The following is a 15,066-nucleotide window of genomic DNA, read 5'->3' as shown; positions in this document are numbered from 1 at the left end:
CCGCTCTTATGTTGGTGGGGTGCAACGCCCCGCCAATCATAAGAACAGGTGCCCGACATGTCCGAACAACTGAACCTATCGCCCCAGGCCGCCCACAGCCTCAAGCGCTGGCACGCCATGCTGGTTGCCGGTGATTTGAAAGCCCTCCCCGAATTGCTGGCCCCCGACGCGGTATTCCGCTCGCCCATGGCCCACACGCCCTACCCGGGCGCGCCGGTGGTGTCGATGATCCTCAACACCGTGTTCAACGTCTTTGAAGACTTCACCTATCACCGCGAGCTGGCCACCGCCGACGGTCAAAGCGTGGTGCTGGAGTTCAGCGCACGGGTGGGTGACAAGCAGCTCAAGGGCATCGACCTGATTCGCTTTAACGAGCAAGGGCAGATCATCGAGTTTGAAGTGATGATCCGCCCCTTGAGCGGGCTGCAAGCCCTGGGTGAGGAAATGGGCCGGCGCCTGGCGCCCTACCTGGCAAAAGCCAAGGGCTGAGAGCCTACTGGTTTTTCACCAGCACCGGCTCTGCCCGGTATTGATCGGGGAACAGTTTTTTCAGCTGGGCCACCTTGGGCAGATCGTTGATCACGATGTACGGGTAGGACGGGTTTTCCGTCAGGAAGTCCTGGTGATAGGACTCCGCCGGGTAGAACGCCTTGCCCATTTCGATCCTGGTCACGATCGGCTTGTCGAAGGATTTGGCGGCGTCGAGCTGGTCGATGTAGGCCTGGGCGACTTTTTGCTGTTCGGCATTCTGGGCAAAGATCGCCGAGCGGTACTGGGTGCCGCTGTCCGGCCCCTGGCGATTGAGTTCCGTGGGGTTGTGGGCCACCGAGAAGTAGATCTGCAGCAGCTTGCCGTAGCTGACCTTGCTCGGGTCGTAGGTCACGGAGACGGATTCGGCGTGGCCGGTATCACCGCCGCTGACGCTTTCGTACTGGGCGGTGCTGGCCGCGCCGCCGTCATAGCCGGAGACGGCGTTTTTCACCCCTGCACGTGTTGGAACACGCCCTGCACGCCCCAGAAGCAGCCGCCGGCGAACACCGCGGTTTGCAGATTGCTACCGTTTGCCGGCAGGTCCATGGCCGGTGGTGCGATGGCCACGGCGTCGTCGGACGGGCCGAAAGAGAACGCCGAGGCGTGGCCGACGAAGGCAGCAAACGCGAGGGCCGGTAAGTAATTAAGCAGTTTCATCTCATTCACTCCAAGACATCAGAATAAACACGGTCAACGGTGGGAGCTGGCTTGCCTGCGATGGCGGTGGTGAATTCAACATCGCTATCGCAGGCAAGCCAGCTCCCACATTGATTGGGTTTTCAGTTCAAGCGTTACGTCGCCGGGTTAGCCGAAGGTGAAGGCGTAAGCCGCCACGTGTGGGTCAAGAAACTCGATGCTGAACGTACGATCCTTGACCGCGCCCGGCTGACGAACAAGCTGGTACAAGCGTTGTTCGGTCACGGTGCCGCTGCCGTCCGGTGCGACGTCGGTGCCGTGGGCATCACCCGGCGCCTGGCCGTCGACGGTGACCTTGAAGCGCACCGGCTTGCCGTCGGCGCCAGGGCCCAGCACCAGGTGCAAATCACGGGCGTGGAAGCGGTAGACGATCTTGCCGTTGGCCGCCGCGAGGGTGGCTTGCTGCCCACCGACGTTCCACTGGCCTTCCAGGGTCCAGTCATTCAGGGCCAGGTTGCCGGCTGCCGGGTAGTTGGCGACCTTGTCAGTGGCCAAGGTGCCGGTGGACACAAAGTTCTCGGCGCGCTGGAAGCCCAGGTAGGTTTCCGGCGATTGCACTTCGTTCATGTCCGGTGCGGCCTGGATGCCCTTGGCGTCGGCTTCGATCAAACCGCCCGCCACCTGGGTGGCGCCCGCTTCACGCAGCAGTTGCTGGATAACCCGCTCGGACTCGGCGTAATCACCCTCGCCAAAATGGTGGTAGCGGATCTGGCCCTTGGCGTCGGCAAAGTAATGCGCCGGCCAGTACTGGTTGTTGAACGCGCGCCAGATTTTGTAGTTGTTGTCGATCGCCACCGGGTAGGTAATGCCCAGGTCCTTCATGGCCTTGGTGACGTTGTTGACGTCGCGCTCAAAGGCAAATTCCGGGGCGTGCACACCGATCACCACCAGGCCCTGGTCGCGGTACTTCTCGGCCCAGGCTTTCACGTACGGCAAGGTGCGCAGGCAGTTGATGCAGGAGTAGGTCCAGAAATCCACCAGCACCACCTTGCCTTTCAACGCCTCGGCGGTCAGCGGCTCGGAGTTGAGCCATTGCACGGCGCCGTCCAGCGGCGGCAACTGGCCTTCCACCGGCAGCGTGTCGCTGTGGTTGGCCGACATCATCATCGCGCCACCGGCCATCATCGCCCCGCTCTTCTGTTCAGGCTTGGCGCTGAGTTTTTCCACCAGGCTCTGTTCCAGGCCGCCGGTGGAGGCCGTCGACAAGCGTGCGAGGATCCCGGTGTCCAGGCCCAGGGCAATCGCCGCCACACCCGCCAGCATCAGCGCGCCCAAGCCGCGACGCAGCCATTCACCGGCACCGAGCGAGCGCTTCATGAAGCCAAAGACTTTACCGCCGACCAGCAGCGCCAAGGCCAGGGAGGTGGCAGCCCCGGCCGCGTAGGCCAGCAAGAGCAAGGTAGTGCCGATACTGGCGCCCTGCAGCGCGGCGCCCGTCAGCACCAGCCCCAGGATGGGCCCGGCGCACGGTGCCCACAGCAGCCCGGTGGCCACGCCGATCAGGAACGATGCGCCGGGACGCGGCCGCGAATCGGCCCCGGCGGCTTCCGACAGGCGACTGCCCGCGGCCACCAGTGGCCGGGTCAGGCGCTCGGACAGGCTGGGCAGCAGCAGCGTCAGCCCGAATAGCGCAACAAACAGCAACGCGAGCCAGCGACCGTACTGATTGACTTGCACCACCCAACCGCCGCCCACCGCCGCGAGCGACGCGACCAGGGCGAAGGTCATCGCCATCCCCAGCAACAGCGGCAAGCCACTGCGCAAAAACGGCTGCCCGGTGCGAGCGAAGACAAAAGGCAGAACCGGCAGGATGCAGGGGCTGACAATTGTCAGCACGCCGCCCAGGTACGCGAGAACCAAAAGCCACATGGGGTATTCCCTTATAAGAAGACATTGAATTAAGCCGCGGTGAACGTCATGGCTGCGCCGTTCATGCAGTAGCGCAGGCCGGTGGGTGCGGGGCCGTCGTCGAATACGTGGCCCTGATGGCCACCACAGCGCCGGCAGTGGATTTCCTTGCGCACCACGCCAAAGGAGGTGTCGACGTGGCTGGCCACGGCGTTTTCCAGGGGTTGCCAGAAGCTGGGCCAGCCGGTGTGGCTTTCAAATTTGGTGGTCGAGGAATAAAGAGGCAGTGCGCAACCGGCGCAGGCGAAGGTGCCATTGCGGTGTTCACTGTTGAGCGCGCTGCTGTAGGGGCGTTCGGTGCCCTCCTCGCGCAGGATCGCGTATTGCTCGGCGGTCAGCAGGGTGCGCCATTCGGCGTCGGTGTGACTGACTTCGAAGTCTTCGGCGGCCTCGGCTTCGGCGATCAGCCCGGGGCCGGCGTTGATTTTTTGCAGCAGGCCACCGGCGATGACCGCGAGCCCAAGGCCGCCGCCGGCCAGCAAGATCTGTCGACGTGAATACATGACCTTCTCCTAAGTTCCAACGCTATACGGCCGGCAAATAACCCTGTGGCGAGGGGGCTTGTCCCCCGTTGGAGTGCGCAGCGCTCCCGCTTTTTTTGGGGCCGCTACGCAGCCCAACGGGGGACAAGCCCCCTCGCCACAATTTTTGCCATTGCGATGAGTGAAGGTTAGGCCCGGGGTGGTCGCGGAATCCTCACGCAGAGTTAAACAATTCGTGATAACTACACTGTTGCAAAAGCCGCACAATGCGCGAATTACGAAGACAGGTTTCTATCAATGGATCAGCCCAAACGTGTCCTGGTGGTCGAGGACGATGCCCATATTGCCGATTTGATCTGCCTGCACTTGCGGGACGAGCAGTTCGAGGTGGTCCACAGCGCCGACGGTGACGAAGGCCTGCGCCTGCTGGAGCAAGGCGGTTGGGATGCGCTGATCCTCGACTTGATGCTGCCCGGCGTCGACGGCCTGGAAATCTGCCGGCGGGCGCGGGCCATGACGCGCTACACGCCGATCATTATCACCAGTGCCCGCTCCAGTGAGCTGCACCGCATCCTGGGCCTGGAACTGGGGGCCGACGACTACCTGGCCAAGCCGTTTTCCATGCCGGAGCTGGTGGCGCGGGTCAAGGCACTGCTGCGGCGGGTCGACGCCATGGCGCGCAACCTGAAGATGGACGCCGGCAGCCTCGACCTCGGCCAGTTGTTCATCAACCCGCTGACCCGCGACGCCACCCTGCAAGGCCAGCGGCTGGACCTCACGCCCCGGGAATTCGACCTGCTGTACTTTTTCGCCCGCCAGCCGGGCAAGGTGTTTTCGCGCATGGACCTGCTCAACGCCGTGTGGGGCTACAGCCACGAAGGCTATGAACACACGGTCAACACCCATATCAACCGCCTGCGGGCCAAGGTCGAGGCTGACCCGGCCAACCCGGCGCGCATCCTCACGGTGTGGGGCCGTGGCTACAAATTTGCCGAGCAGTCCGCATGAGGCTGACCCTGACCCAGCGCCTTTCCCTGGTGTTCGCCCTGTTGCTGTTGATTTGCAGCGGCACCTCGGCGTGGCTGCAAGTGCGCTCCAACCACATGCATGAGCTGGAAGTGGTGCAAGGCCTGTCCCGCGACCTCGCCGCGCACATCGCCCGCGACACCCAATTGATGGACGCCGACGGCCTGAAGCCGGAGGCGGTGCGCAACCTGTTCAGCCAATTGATGCTGGTGAACCCGAGCGTAGAGGTGTACCTGCTGGACATCAACGGCCGCGTGGTCGGCAATGCGGCGCCCAGCGGCCACCTGCGCCGCGACCAGGTCAACCTGGAGCCGGTGCGGCGGTTCCTCAGCGGTGCAATGTTGCCGATCCTCGGCGATGACCCGCGCAGCGTCGACGGCCTCAAGGTGTTCAGCGCCGCGCCGCTGCGGGTCAATGGCCAGCAGGCCGGCTACCTGTATGTGGTGCTGTTGGGCGAGGCCCATGATGTATTCGACGCCCGGGACGCCACCGGCATGGCCCTGAATATCGCCCTGTGGTCCATCGCGCTGGTGGCGTTGCTGTGCCTGTTGGCGGGTTTGACCGCGTTTGCATGGATCACCCGGCCCCTGCGGCAGTTAACCGAAAAGGTTGGCCAGTTCGATATCAACGGCGCACCGAAAGTCCCGCAAGCCGTGGCCCCCGAGGTGGCCAGCCAGGATGAGATTGCGGTGCTCGACCACGCCTTCGTGCAGATGGAAAACCGCCTGGGTGAACAGTGGCGGGCCATCACTCATCAAGAGCAGGAACGCCGGGAGATGGTCGCGAATATCTCCCACGACCTGCGCACGCCCCTGGCCTCCTTGCATGGCTACCTGGAAACGCTGTCCCTGAAAGACGCCAGCCTGACCCCGCAGGAACGCCGGCGCTACCTGGGTATCGCCCTGGACCAGAGTCGCAAGGTCGGTGGGCTTGCCCAGTCGCTGCTGGAGCTGGTGCGCCTGGAACACGGGTTTGTGCAGCCGGTCATCGAAGGTTTTTCGTTGCCCGACCTGGTGCAGGACATCTTCCAGAAGTTCGAACTCACGGCCGAAGCCCGCAGCATCACCCTCACCGCCAGCCTGCCGCCGGTAGTGCCGACCGTATTGGCGGATTTGGGCCTGATCGAACGGGTGCTCACCAACCTGCTGGACAATGCCTTGCGCCATACGCCGCTCAATGGCGAAATTGAAGTGACCCTGGCGCCCAGGGCCGGCGTTGTTGAAGTGACGGTGAGCGACAGCGGCCCGGGGATTGCGGCGGATTTGCGCGAAGGTCTGTTCCTGCGTGCGTTCACCATTGGCGGTGCCCGACGCGATGGCGGCCTGGGCTTGCGCATCGTGCACCGGATCCTGCAGTTGCACGGTCAGGAAATCCGCCTGATCGACGTGCCAGGACGCGGCGCGACGTTCACGTTCGCCCTAGAAACCCGACCAGCAACTCGTTGACCCTGGCCCCCTGCTCGTTCTGAATCCAGTGGCCGCAGTTGGCCAGGACCGCTTGCTGCAGGTTGGGCACCACCTCAGGCATGCGCTTGAGGGTGTGAGCTTCGAACACGCCCACCGGGTCGCGGTCGCCGATCAGGAACAGCGTCGGTTGCAGCACCTGTTTGCCGGCCAGGAACTCGGTGCGCTGCCAGTTACGCTCGAAGTTGCGGTACCAGTTCAACGGGCCGCGAAAGCCGTCATTGGCGAAGGTCTGCACATACACATCGAGATCCTGCTGGCTGCACCAGGCCGGAAGCTTGCCCGGCAGCGGGACACCTTCCAGCAGTTTCGCGCTGGCGGGTTTCTGCTGCAGGAACACGTCCTGGTCCTGCATGAACAGGCGCAGGGTTCGCTCAATGTCGGCATCCAGCTCCTTTTCGGCCACGCCCGGGGCCTGGAAGTACAGGATGTAATTGAAGCGATCGGCGTACAGCTCGCGCATGATCTCGATCACCGGCCTGCGCGAGCGCCCGGCGAACGGCACCGACATCGTTACCAGCCGGGTGACCCGCTCAGGCTCCAGCAACGCCAGGTGCCAGGCCACCACTGCGCCCCAGTCGTGGCCGACCATGACGACCTGGCGATGCCCGAACAGGTCCATGGCGCCCTGGATATCGGCGCACAGGGTCAGCAGCTCATAGTCGGCCACCTCCGGCGGCGCGCTGGACTGTCCATAACCGCGCATTTGCGGCACAAACACCCGATAACCCAGCGCGACAAGCGCCGGAATCTGCTCGCGCCAGGAGTACCAGCACTCGGGAAACCCATGCAGCAGCCACACCGGCGGACCGTTCTCGGGCCCGGCGATGTGCACGTTCAATTCAATGCCGTTGACCTTGACCTTCTGCTGCTGGATCTCGCTCATCACTGGGTTCCTTGTGTGGGGTTCGCTCGCGGTATTCCCGGGGAGAGCAGGCCATCACCCGCTTGAAAGCATTGCTGAACGCGCTGTCTGACTGATAACCCAGGGACTGGCCGATCGTGGACACGCTGTTATCGCTGGCTTTCAAGGCCTGCACCGCCAGGTGCATGCGCCAGCGGGTCAGGTATTCCTGCGGTGCCAGTCCTACCCGTTGCTTGAAGTGCAAGGCAAAGGTAGAGCGGGATTGACTCGCCACGGCGGCCATTTCATTCAATGTCCAGCGCCGGGCAGGTGCCGCGTGAATTTCCCGCAGCACCGGAGCCAGCCTTGGATCGGTCAATGCCCCCAACCAGCCAGTGGCGTTCGCGCCCATGGAAGATTGATAGAGCCGCAGGATTTGCACCAGCATCATTTGCGCCAAATGCTCGGTCATCAGCGCCGCACCTTGTAGCGGGCTGGCATATTCCCGGGCCAGGCGGTCCAGGCACCAGCGCAATACGGCGGCCTGTTCGGAGTGGGCGCTCACCCGCAGCACCGGCGGCAGGCTGTCCAGCAACAGCCGAGCGTCATCCCCGTAGATAAAGCGCCCGGCAATCAAAAACAGATCCACCGTGTCCCCCAGTGTGGCGATACCGCCCACCGCATCGGCATACACCTCCCGTGCATCAACGCCTTCACCCGACAGATGACTGGACAGCCTCCACGGGCGTGCCTGGGTCAACAGGAAACAATCACCCTCATACAAGCGCATCGGCACCACCAGCCCTTCCACCTCCAGCCAGCAACTGCCCTCCACCACCGCGTTGAACTTGATGCCGTCCGGCGCCGCAAAGTTAATGGCCCATGTGCCTCCGGCCTTCAGGCCGGCGAAGGTCGAGCGATGGCTTTTTAACAGTGCCAGCACATCGGAAAGGGTATCCATAAAAGCTCCGGACGATCGCGACAGAAAAACGGACTCTAGGGCATTCCGCGTCCGGGTTCCAGCGGGGAACCTAGGCCTCCCTTAAGGAGATCTTTCATGACTGAAAAACAAATCCCGGTTGGCAGCGGCTTCAACGCCTGCACTACCGCCCTGCAAGCCTTGGCGGCCTGCGACTTGCTTGGCAAGACTGTGATCGTCACTGGCGGCTATTCCGGCATTGGCCTGGAAACTGTTCGCGTGCTGTCCAACGCCGGTGCACAGGTGATCGTTCCCGCACGGGATCCTCAAAAGGCCGAACGCAATCTTGCGGGCATTATCGGCGTTGAACATACCAGCCTCGATTTACTCGACCCGACCTCAATTGATCGCTTTGCCGAAAACTTTCTATCCAGCGGGCGGGCATTGGACCTGCTGATCAATAGCGCCGGAATCATGGCCACGCCACTGCAACGGGATGCACGAGGCCTCGAAGCTCAGTTCGCTACCAACCACCTGGGCCACTTCCAGCTCACCGCAAGGCTGTGGCCGGCGCTGTGCCAGGCCCGCGGGGCACGGGTGGTTTCGGTGTCGTCCCTCGGCCATCGGCTCAGCCCTGTGCACTTCGAGGACCCGCAATTCGAGCGCCGCCCCTATGACAAGTGGCTCGCCTATGGCCAATCAAAAACCGCCAACGCGCTGTTCGCGGTAGCGCTCGACCGACGCGGTATAGCTGATGGTGTGCGCGCATTCTCCGTGCATCCTGGGGAAATTCTCACTGACTTGATCCGCTATTTGAACAAGGACGACCTGGCGTTCGTCGGTGCCCTGGATGACCAAGGCAATATCCGTCGCGCCAGTCACTACAAGAGCCCCGAGCAAGGCGCCGCAACGTCGGTATGGTGCGCCGTCAGCCCGCAACTAGAGGGTCTGGGCGGAGTCTACTGCGAAGATTGCGATGTGGCTGCGCCGTCGCAGGATGACTCCCGGCGTAACGGAGTACGGGCTTGGGCCGTCGACCCGGAGCAAGCCGAACGTTTGTGGGGACTGAGTCAGCAACTGTGCAGTGTCTCGTTGTAGTTTGGGGCCCTTGTGTTCATATTTGTTGGTCATGCACTACCGATGAGAGAGCCTGACCCATGCAGCCGTCTACCAGACACCTTGTGGCCTTCGCCGCCTCGCTTTGCACTACCCTCGCCTGCGCCGACAGCCAGGACCCGCTGCTCGCGCAACGGGTGGATGCGGTAGTCGACAGCGCCATTGCCGACAAGCGCCTGGTGGGCACAGTGGTGCTGGTGCTGCGGGATGGGCAGTTGGTTTACCACCGTGCTGCCGGGTTGGCGGACCGGGAAGCCGGGCGGCCGATGACGGAGGACACGATCTTTCGCCTGGCATCGGTCACCAAGCCGCTGGTCTCCGCCGCCGCGATGCACCTGGTGGAACAAGGCCGCCTGGGCCTGGACGATCCGGTCAGCCGCTGGCTGCCCGACTTCAATCCCAAGCTGGCGGATGGCACCACCCCGGTGATCACCGTCAGCCAATTGCTCAACCACACCGCCGGCCTCAGCTACGGTTTTCTGGAAAGCCCGCACGGACCCTACCGCACCGCCGGGGTTTCCGATGGTTTGGGCGAGCCGGAAATCAGCTTTGCCGAGAACCTGAAGCGCATCGCCAGCGTGCCCTTGAGTTACCCGCCGGGTACCGGCTGGCAGTATTCGATGGCCACCGATGTGCTGGGTGCGGTGCTGGAAAAAGCGTCGGGCCAGCGCTTGCCGGAATTGCTCCATGAGTCGGTGACCGGGCCTCTGGGCCTGCGCGATACCGGGTTTGCCGTGACCGACCTCACGCGGCTGGCCGCCGCGTATCAGGATGGATCACCGCAGCCGTTGCGTATGGTCGACAAGGCCACCATCACCTCGGGCAACAGCACCGCGCTGTTTGATGTGCGGCGGATTCTTGATCCCCGTGCCTACCCTTCCGGCGGCGCCGGCATGGCCGGGACGGCAAGTGATATTGCGCGGTTCCTGGAAACCATTCGCCAGGGCGGCGCACCGATCCTGTCCGCGCACAGCGTGCAGTTGATGGTCACCGATCAGGTCGGCGCCATGGCGCAAACCCAGGGCCCGGGTTGGGGGTTCGGTTACGGTTGGGCGGTGCTGAATGACCCGGCGCTGACGGGCACGCCGCAATCCCGTGGCACCTTTGAATGGGGCGGTGCCTACGGTCACAGCTGGTTTGTCGACCCGCAGCAAAAGCTCACAGTGGTCGCATTGACCAATACCGCGTACGAAGGCATGTCCGGGCTGTTCACCCACCAGTTGCGGGACGCGGTGTATCCGCCGCAGTGATCGACCACCAGCGTGGCAACAACTGCCGCACTCGGGCTTCGCCAAAACGGTCATCGATCAGCATCACCACGCCGCGGTCCTGCTGGCTGCGAATCACCCGGCCCGCGGCCTGCACCACCTTCTGAATGCCCGGGTACAGGTAGGTGTAGTCGTAACCGGCGCCGAAAATCGCGCCCATCCGCACTTTGAGCTGCTCATTCACCGGGTTCAGTTGTGCCAGGCCCAGGGTGGCGATAAACGCACCGATCAGTCGCGTTCCCGGCAGGTCAATGCCTTCGCCGAATGCACCGCCCAGTACGGCAAAACCGATGCCCTGGCTGTGCTGGGTGAACTGGTCGAGAAACGCCTGGCGCTCGGCCTCGGCCATGCCCCGTGATTGCTGCCACAGCGGGATGTGCGGGTGCCGTTCGGCCAACAATTGCGCCACTTGCTGCAAATAATCGAAGCTGCTGAAAAACGCCAGGTAGTTGCCCGGCGCCTGCGCAAACTGTGTGGCGATCAGCTCGACGATGGGTTCCAGGGACGCCTGGCGATGCACGAACCGGGTGGAGATCCGGTCGACGATATGCACCTGCAATTGCTCGGCCTTGAACGGCGACTCCACATCGACCCAGGCCGTGTCGGGCGGCATTCCGAGCAAGTCCGCGTAGTAATGCCGCGGGCTCAGGGTGGCGGAAAACAGCACGCTGCTGCGGGCCGCCGTCAATCGCGGGCGAATGAACTCGGCGGGCACTACGTTGCGCAGGCACAGATTGGATGAGCTGCGTTTGCCGCTGAGTTCGCGCTTGCTGATGTCGAAAATGAAGTGTTCGTTGAACAGTTCGGCGACCTTGGCGAACTGCAACGCCTCGAAGTAAAAGGCCTGCAGGTCGCCATTAAGCGCTTCGGGGTGATCGTTGAAATACTCGCCCATGGCGCTGGTGCACAGGCTCAACGCTTGCAGCAGTTTCTCGGGTTTGCGGGCATAGGCCTGATACGGCGCGACTTGTTCTTTGTGCAAGGCGTTCCACTCTCGGTTCAGGCGCTGCAAGGACTTCTTGAGCGGTTCCGGGGCGGTGTCACGCAACGTCTTGAGGCTGTACTGATCGAGGGCGGCGCTGTACATCGAACGGCCGCGTTCCACCAGGTTATGGGCTTCATCCACCAGCACCGTCACCCGCCACTGGTTGAGCTGGGCCAGGCCGAACAGCATGGCGCCGAAATCGAAGTAGTAGTTGTAGTCGGCAACCACCACGTCGGTCCAGCGCGCCATTTCCTGGCTCAGGTAATAGGGGCACACGTCATGGGCCAGGGCGACGTCCCGCAGGTTGCGCTGGTCCAGCAGGCGCACCTGCGAAGCGGCCTGGCGGGCGGCGGGCAGGCGGTCGTAAAAGCCCTTGGCCAAAGGGCATGAGTCACCGTGACAGGCTTTGTCGAGGTGTTCGCAGGCCTTGTCCCGCGCGACCAGTTCCAGCACCCGCAGCGGCAGCTCCGGGCTGCTGTCATAGAGCACTTGCGCGGCGTCCAGCGCCAATTTGCGGCCGGGGGTCTTGGCCGTGAGAAAGAACACCTTGTCCAGTTGCTGCGGCGCCAGGGCCTTGAGCATCGGAAAAATCGTGCCGACGGTCTTGCCAATCCCGGTAGGCGCCTGGGCCATCAGGCAACGGCCGGTGCTGACGGCCTTGTAGACCGTTTCTGCCAGGGAGCGCTGGCCCGGGCGAAACGCCGCATGGGGAAAGCCCAGGGCCGCCGCTGCGGCGTTGCGGGCTTCGCGCTGACGCATTTCCTGTTCGGCCCACCCGAGGAACAACGCGCATTGCTGGTTGAAGAAGTGTTCCAGGTCGGCGGCCTGGAAGGGTTGGCTCAAGAGGGTTTCGTGCTCGCCAACGATGTCGAAGTACACCAGCGCCAGCACAATCTCCGATAACCCGAGCTTCTGGCACATCAGCCAGCCGTACACCTTGACCTGGGCCCAGTGCAGTTGGCGGTGGTTGGCCGGCTGCTTGTCCAGGTCGCCGCGATAGGTTTTCACTTCTTCCAGCTGGTTGCGGTCCGGGTCGTAGCCATCTGCCCTGCCCCGGACTTTCAACTGCCGGTATTCGCCCTCCAGCGCAACTTCGTTCTGGTAGTGGGCGCTGCGCCGCGACGCCACGGTGCGGTGGCCGACAATGCCCTCCTGGGCGCTGGGGGACGGGGTAAACCGCAAGTCGAGGTCGCCGACCTTGGCGGTGAACTCACATAGCGCACGCACTGCGACGCTGTAGCTCAAGCTTGCTGCTCCGCCCAGCGCACATAACACACCGTCACGGGCATCTGGTGCTCGCCGCAGAACTCCAGCCAGCGCAATTGGTTGTCCTGCAGGCGATCACCGGGGCCTTTGACTTCGATCATGCGGTAGGTTTTTTCCTCGGGCCAGAACTGGATCAGGTCGGGCATGCCGGCACGATTGGCGCGGATATCCAGCAGCAGGCGCTCGAACCAGTGACGCAGGTGCGCGGCGGGCAGGCAGTCGAGTGCCTGGTCCAGCAGCTCTTCGCTGAGAACGTTCCAGAACACGAAGGGTGACTGGATGCCCCATTTGTCGATGTACCGCTGGCGGATGGTGGTCTTGTAGCGCTCATCGCCCAGTTGATCCAGGCATGCGGCAAACAGCTCGGCACGCCGCTGATGAAAATCCTCGCTGTGCAGGTCCACCGGGCCGCGCTGGAACGGGTGGAAAAAGAGCCCGGCAACGGCGCAAAAATCGCCGGCCAGCACAGCAGGCCGAACAACGAATTGATCAGGCTGTTCTCGACGTAATGCACCGGCGCGCCGTGGTCGCTCAGGTGCGCCTGCACGCAATACTCCACCGACATCAGCGGCTCCGGGGCCGGCAGCTCAAGGTCCAGGCGCACGATCTCGCGGGGCTTTGCCTTGGGTATCGCCGGTTCGCCGAGTTTGCGCCGCAGCCTGGGGATCACTCGCAACAGATGCTGCTGCTCGGCGGCGCTCTCGGGTGCCACCTGCGCCTCACGGGCCAGCAGCATCGCCTGGGCGTAGTCTTCCTGGCGTTCCAGCACCCGAATCAATCGGGCTCGGGCGCCAGGATAAGCGCAGCCCCGGTAGATCGCCTCGGCCACGGCCAGCTCGGCACTGCGCTCGCAGTACTGGCCCACCTGAAACAACAGCTTGGCCCGGCGCTTTTCCAGCCAGGGGTTGTCAGTGTGCAGGGTGGTGATGTTTTCCAGTACCACGTCCAACGCCTCACCCGCTTCAAAAGCCTGCTGGCATTGGTGCAGGAACAGGAAACCTTGCACATCGTCACGGCTGCGCAAGCCGCGGGACTCGTCGCAGAACTCGACTTTCTCGTAAGTGAAAATCCCCAGGTCTGCCAGCACAAACTCCGACCAGTCCTGGTACAGATTGCCAAAGAACATCAGGCGCAGGCGGTCGCACAGGTCCATCACCGTCAGGCTGTAGAGTTGATCGGCTACGTCCGGGCACCAATCCTGGAAGCAGCGCGCTTCGCAGAACTGCGCTGACAGCACCGCCAGCCAGTCAGACTTCCTGGCCTTGGGTTGCTCGATCCAGGGTTTGAACGCCACGAGGATTTCGGCTTTCTGCAACAGGCCGAACAGCTCTTCAAACGACACCAGGCACTGATCGCTCACCCAGCCCTGCTCGAGCAACGGCACCACCGCCTCCTGCACTGCGCCGATCTCGACATAGTTGAGCTTGCCAGCGCGAAAATGCACGCCCTTGCGCATCACCATACGCACCAGCAAGGCCTGGGACGCTTGCGGCAAGCTGTCAAATTGCTGAATGAAATGCTCTTCGTCAGGGGCCAGCAAATCGGCATAACGCTGCCCCAGCCAGTCGAGCACTTGGCGGAAGTTATGCAGGTAATAGAGCGGATCTTCTAGGGGATTGGACATTTCAGGCACTTCAGGCGCTGGATCAAACACTGGTTATGCATACAGAGTGCCGTCCCCGGCCGGCTGTTGCAATCGGTAATAGATCAAAGGCACACGCAACTTTTTGCGTAATAATGATCAGATGGCTGTCAGCCACATTAAATGTGTCTCCCCCGACCGCTCAGGCGCGGGGTTTTCGAAGGGTCAGGGTAAGGGTTATGAGCATGAAGAATTTGGGTCTGGCACTGGGTATGTTGACGATGCTGGTATTGGCCGGTTGCTCCACGCAAACCGTAGTGACGTTGCAGAACGGCACCCAATATTTGACCAGGGATGTGCCGAACGCGAAGACTGCGGATGGTTTCTACGAATTCACCGACATCGCCGGCAAGCACGTGCGGGTCAAGGCCGCCGACGTCGCGACCGTGATCAAGGAGAAGTAAAGAAAACCGCGCAAATGCGCGGTTTTTTTTGGCTTGGGCAAAATAAACAAAATTTTACCGAAGGATTTCCCCCGCTCCCGCGTTTAACCGATCAACCGCCTTCATCTTCGAAAGCGGTACGACGGAGAACCATGGCCATGGCATTCATGTCCCGAGCGGTGCGCGCTCTGCTACTCATTCCCGTGATGTGGGCTGCGCTGGCGAGTACGCCGGTGTTTGCCGACACCCTCATCATCCGCCAGGCGCCAGCGCGCGTGGTGATCGTGCAACCGCCTCCTCCCGGCTACTACGGCCACTGGGGTTATGGCTACGGCCCGCGAGGCTACTGGCCACGCGGTCATTACTACGGCTACGGCTATGGCCAACCCCATCGCCCGTACTGGAACCACGGCCACTACTGGAGATAACCCCTCCCCAGACGCTGATTAACCCCGTGGCGAGGGAGCTTGCTCCCGCTGGGCCGCGAAGCGGACCCAAAATCGGCCTGCTGCGCAGTCCAGCGGGAGCAAGCTCCCT

General features: G+C 62.8%; 12 protein-coding genes and 2 pseudogenes. 7 read left to right on the top strand and 7 right to left on the bottom strand.

From position 1 onward, the window contains the following. Positions 1 to 57: 57 nt before the first annotated feature. A complete protein-coding gene (locus JFV30_RS12425) occupies positions 58 to 489 on the top strand; it encodes a nuclear transport factor 2 family protein (protein WP_010169367.1) in 432 nt (143 codons plus the stop codon). Between the two features lie 4 nt (positions 490 to 493). Here the strand turns inward: JFV30_RS12425 and msrA are convergent. The 3 genes and pseudogenes from msrA to msrB all read right to left on the bottom strand — a co-directional run bounded on the left by msrA (position 494) and on the right by msrB (position 3,638). Beyond that, positions 494 to 1,188, bottom strand: a pseudogene (msrA, locus tag JFV30_RS12420) (peptide-methionine (S)-S-oxide reductase MsrA). 147 nt (positions 1,189 to 1,335) lie between these two features. Then, complete coding sequence (locus JFV30_RS12415) at positions 1,336 to 3,096, bottom strand: cytochrome c biogenesis protein DipZ (RefSeq protein ID WP_201124021.1); 1,761 nt, start codon at positions 3,094 to 3,096, stop codon at positions 1,336 to 1,338. A gap of 29 nt (positions 3,097 to 3,125) precedes the next feature. Next, complete coding sequence (gene msrB / locus JFV30_RS12410) at positions 3,126 to 3,638, bottom strand: peptide-methionine (R)-S-oxide reductase MsrB (RefSeq protein WP_201124019.1); 513 nt, start codon at positions 3,636 to 3,638, stop codon at positions 3,126 to 3,128. A gap of 276 nt (positions 3,639 to 3,914) precedes the next feature. On the opposite strand from msrB, the gene JFV30_RS12405 reads away from it, so the two are divergent. Further along, positions 3,915 to 4,625, top strand: coding sequence for a response regulator transcription factor (locus JFV30_RS12405; RefSeq protein ID WP_003217086.1), 711 nt, complete (start codon positions 3,915 to 3,917; stop codon positions 4,623 to 4,625). Continuing rightward, on the top strand, positions 4,622 to 6,088 hold the full coding sequence (locus JFV30_RS12400; protein WP_201124017.1) for a sensor histidine kinase: 1,467 nt from the start codon (positions 4,622 to 4,624) through the stop codon (positions 6,086 to 6,088). The genes JFV30_RS12405 and JFV30_RS12400 overlap by 4 nt, the downstream gene beginning before the upstream one ends. Here JFV30_RS12400 and JFV30_RS12395 read toward each other — a convergent pair. After that, on the bottom strand, positions 6,051 to 6,992 hold the full coding sequence (locus JFV30_RS12395; protein WP_201124015.1) for an alpha/beta fold hydrolase: 942 nt from the start codon (positions 6,990 to 6,992) through the stop codon (positions 6,051 to 6,053). The two genes, JFV30_RS12400 and JFV30_RS12395, sit on opposite strands and share 38 nt — an antisense overlap. Continuing rightward, complete coding sequence (locus JFV30_RS12390) at positions 6,949 to 7,911, bottom strand: AraC family transcriptional regulator (protein WP_201124013.1); 963 nt, start codon at positions 7,909 to 7,911, stop codon at positions 6,949 to 6,951. Before JFV30_RS12390 ends, JFV30_RS12395 begins: the two co-directional genes overlap by 44 nt. A 96-nt stretch (positions 7,912 to 8,007) precedes the next feature. Here JFV30_RS12390 and JFV30_RS12385 point away from each other — a divergent pair, with 96 nt between their 5' ends. Further along, positions 8,008 to 8,967: an oxidoreductase gene (locus JFV30_RS12385; RefSeq protein ID WP_201124011.1), complete on the top strand. Its 960-nt coding sequence runs from the start codon at positions 8,008 to 8,010 to the stop codon at positions 8,965 to 8,967. Between the two features lie 59 nt (positions 8,968 to 9,026). Next, on the top strand, positions 9,027 to 10,235 hold the full coding sequence (locus JFV30_RS12380; RefSeq protein ID WP_201124009.1) for a serine hydrolase domain-containing protein: 1,209 nt from the start codon (positions 9,027 to 9,029) through the stop codon (positions 10,233 to 10,235). Here the strand turns inward: JFV30_RS12380 and JFV30_RS12375 are convergent. After that, positions 10,195 to 12,483 carry an ATP-dependent DNA helicase gene (locus JFV30_RS12375; RefSeq protein WP_201124007.1) on the bottom strand — a complete coding sequence of 763 codons (2,289 nt, stop codon included), beginning with the start codon at positions 12,481 to 12,483 and terminating at the stop codon, positions 10,195 to 10,197. The genes JFV30_RS12380 and JFV30_RS12375 overlap by 41 nt on opposite strands. Then, positions 12,480 to 14,128 (bottom strand): annotated as a pseudogene (locus JFV30_RS12370) (VRR-NUC domain-containing protein). Before JFV30_RS12370 ends, JFV30_RS12375 begins: the two are co-directional and overlap by 4 nt. A 197-nt stretch (positions 14,129 to 14,325) precedes the next feature. Here JFV30_RS12370 and JFV30_RS12365 point away from each other — a divergent pair. Continuing rightward, positions 14,326 to 14,550 (top strand): YgdI/YgdR family lipoprotein, encoded by a 225-nt coding sequence (locus JFV30_RS12365; protein ID WP_201124004.1) that lies wholly within the window; start codon positions 14,326 to 14,328, stop codon positions 14,548 to 14,550. A gap of 137 nt (positions 14,551 to 14,687) precedes the next feature. Continuing rightward, positions 14,688 to 14,957, top strand: a complete 270-nt coding sequence (locus JFV30_RS12360) for a hypothetical protein (RefSeq protein ID WP_169388349.1) — start codon at positions 14,688 to 14,690, stop codon at positions 14,955 to 14,957. The last annotated feature ends 109 nt before the right edge of the window (positions 14,958 to 15,066 follow it).

It is taken from the genome of Pseudomonas sp. TH32 (assembly GCF_016650855.1).
In the GTDB taxonomy this organism is placed as follows: Bacteria; Pseudomonadota; Gammaproteobacteria; order Pseudomonadales; family Pseudomonadaceae; genus Aquipseudomonas.
Note: the sequence above shows the minus strand (reverse complement) of the source record. Positions and strands in the feature narration are given on the sequence as shown.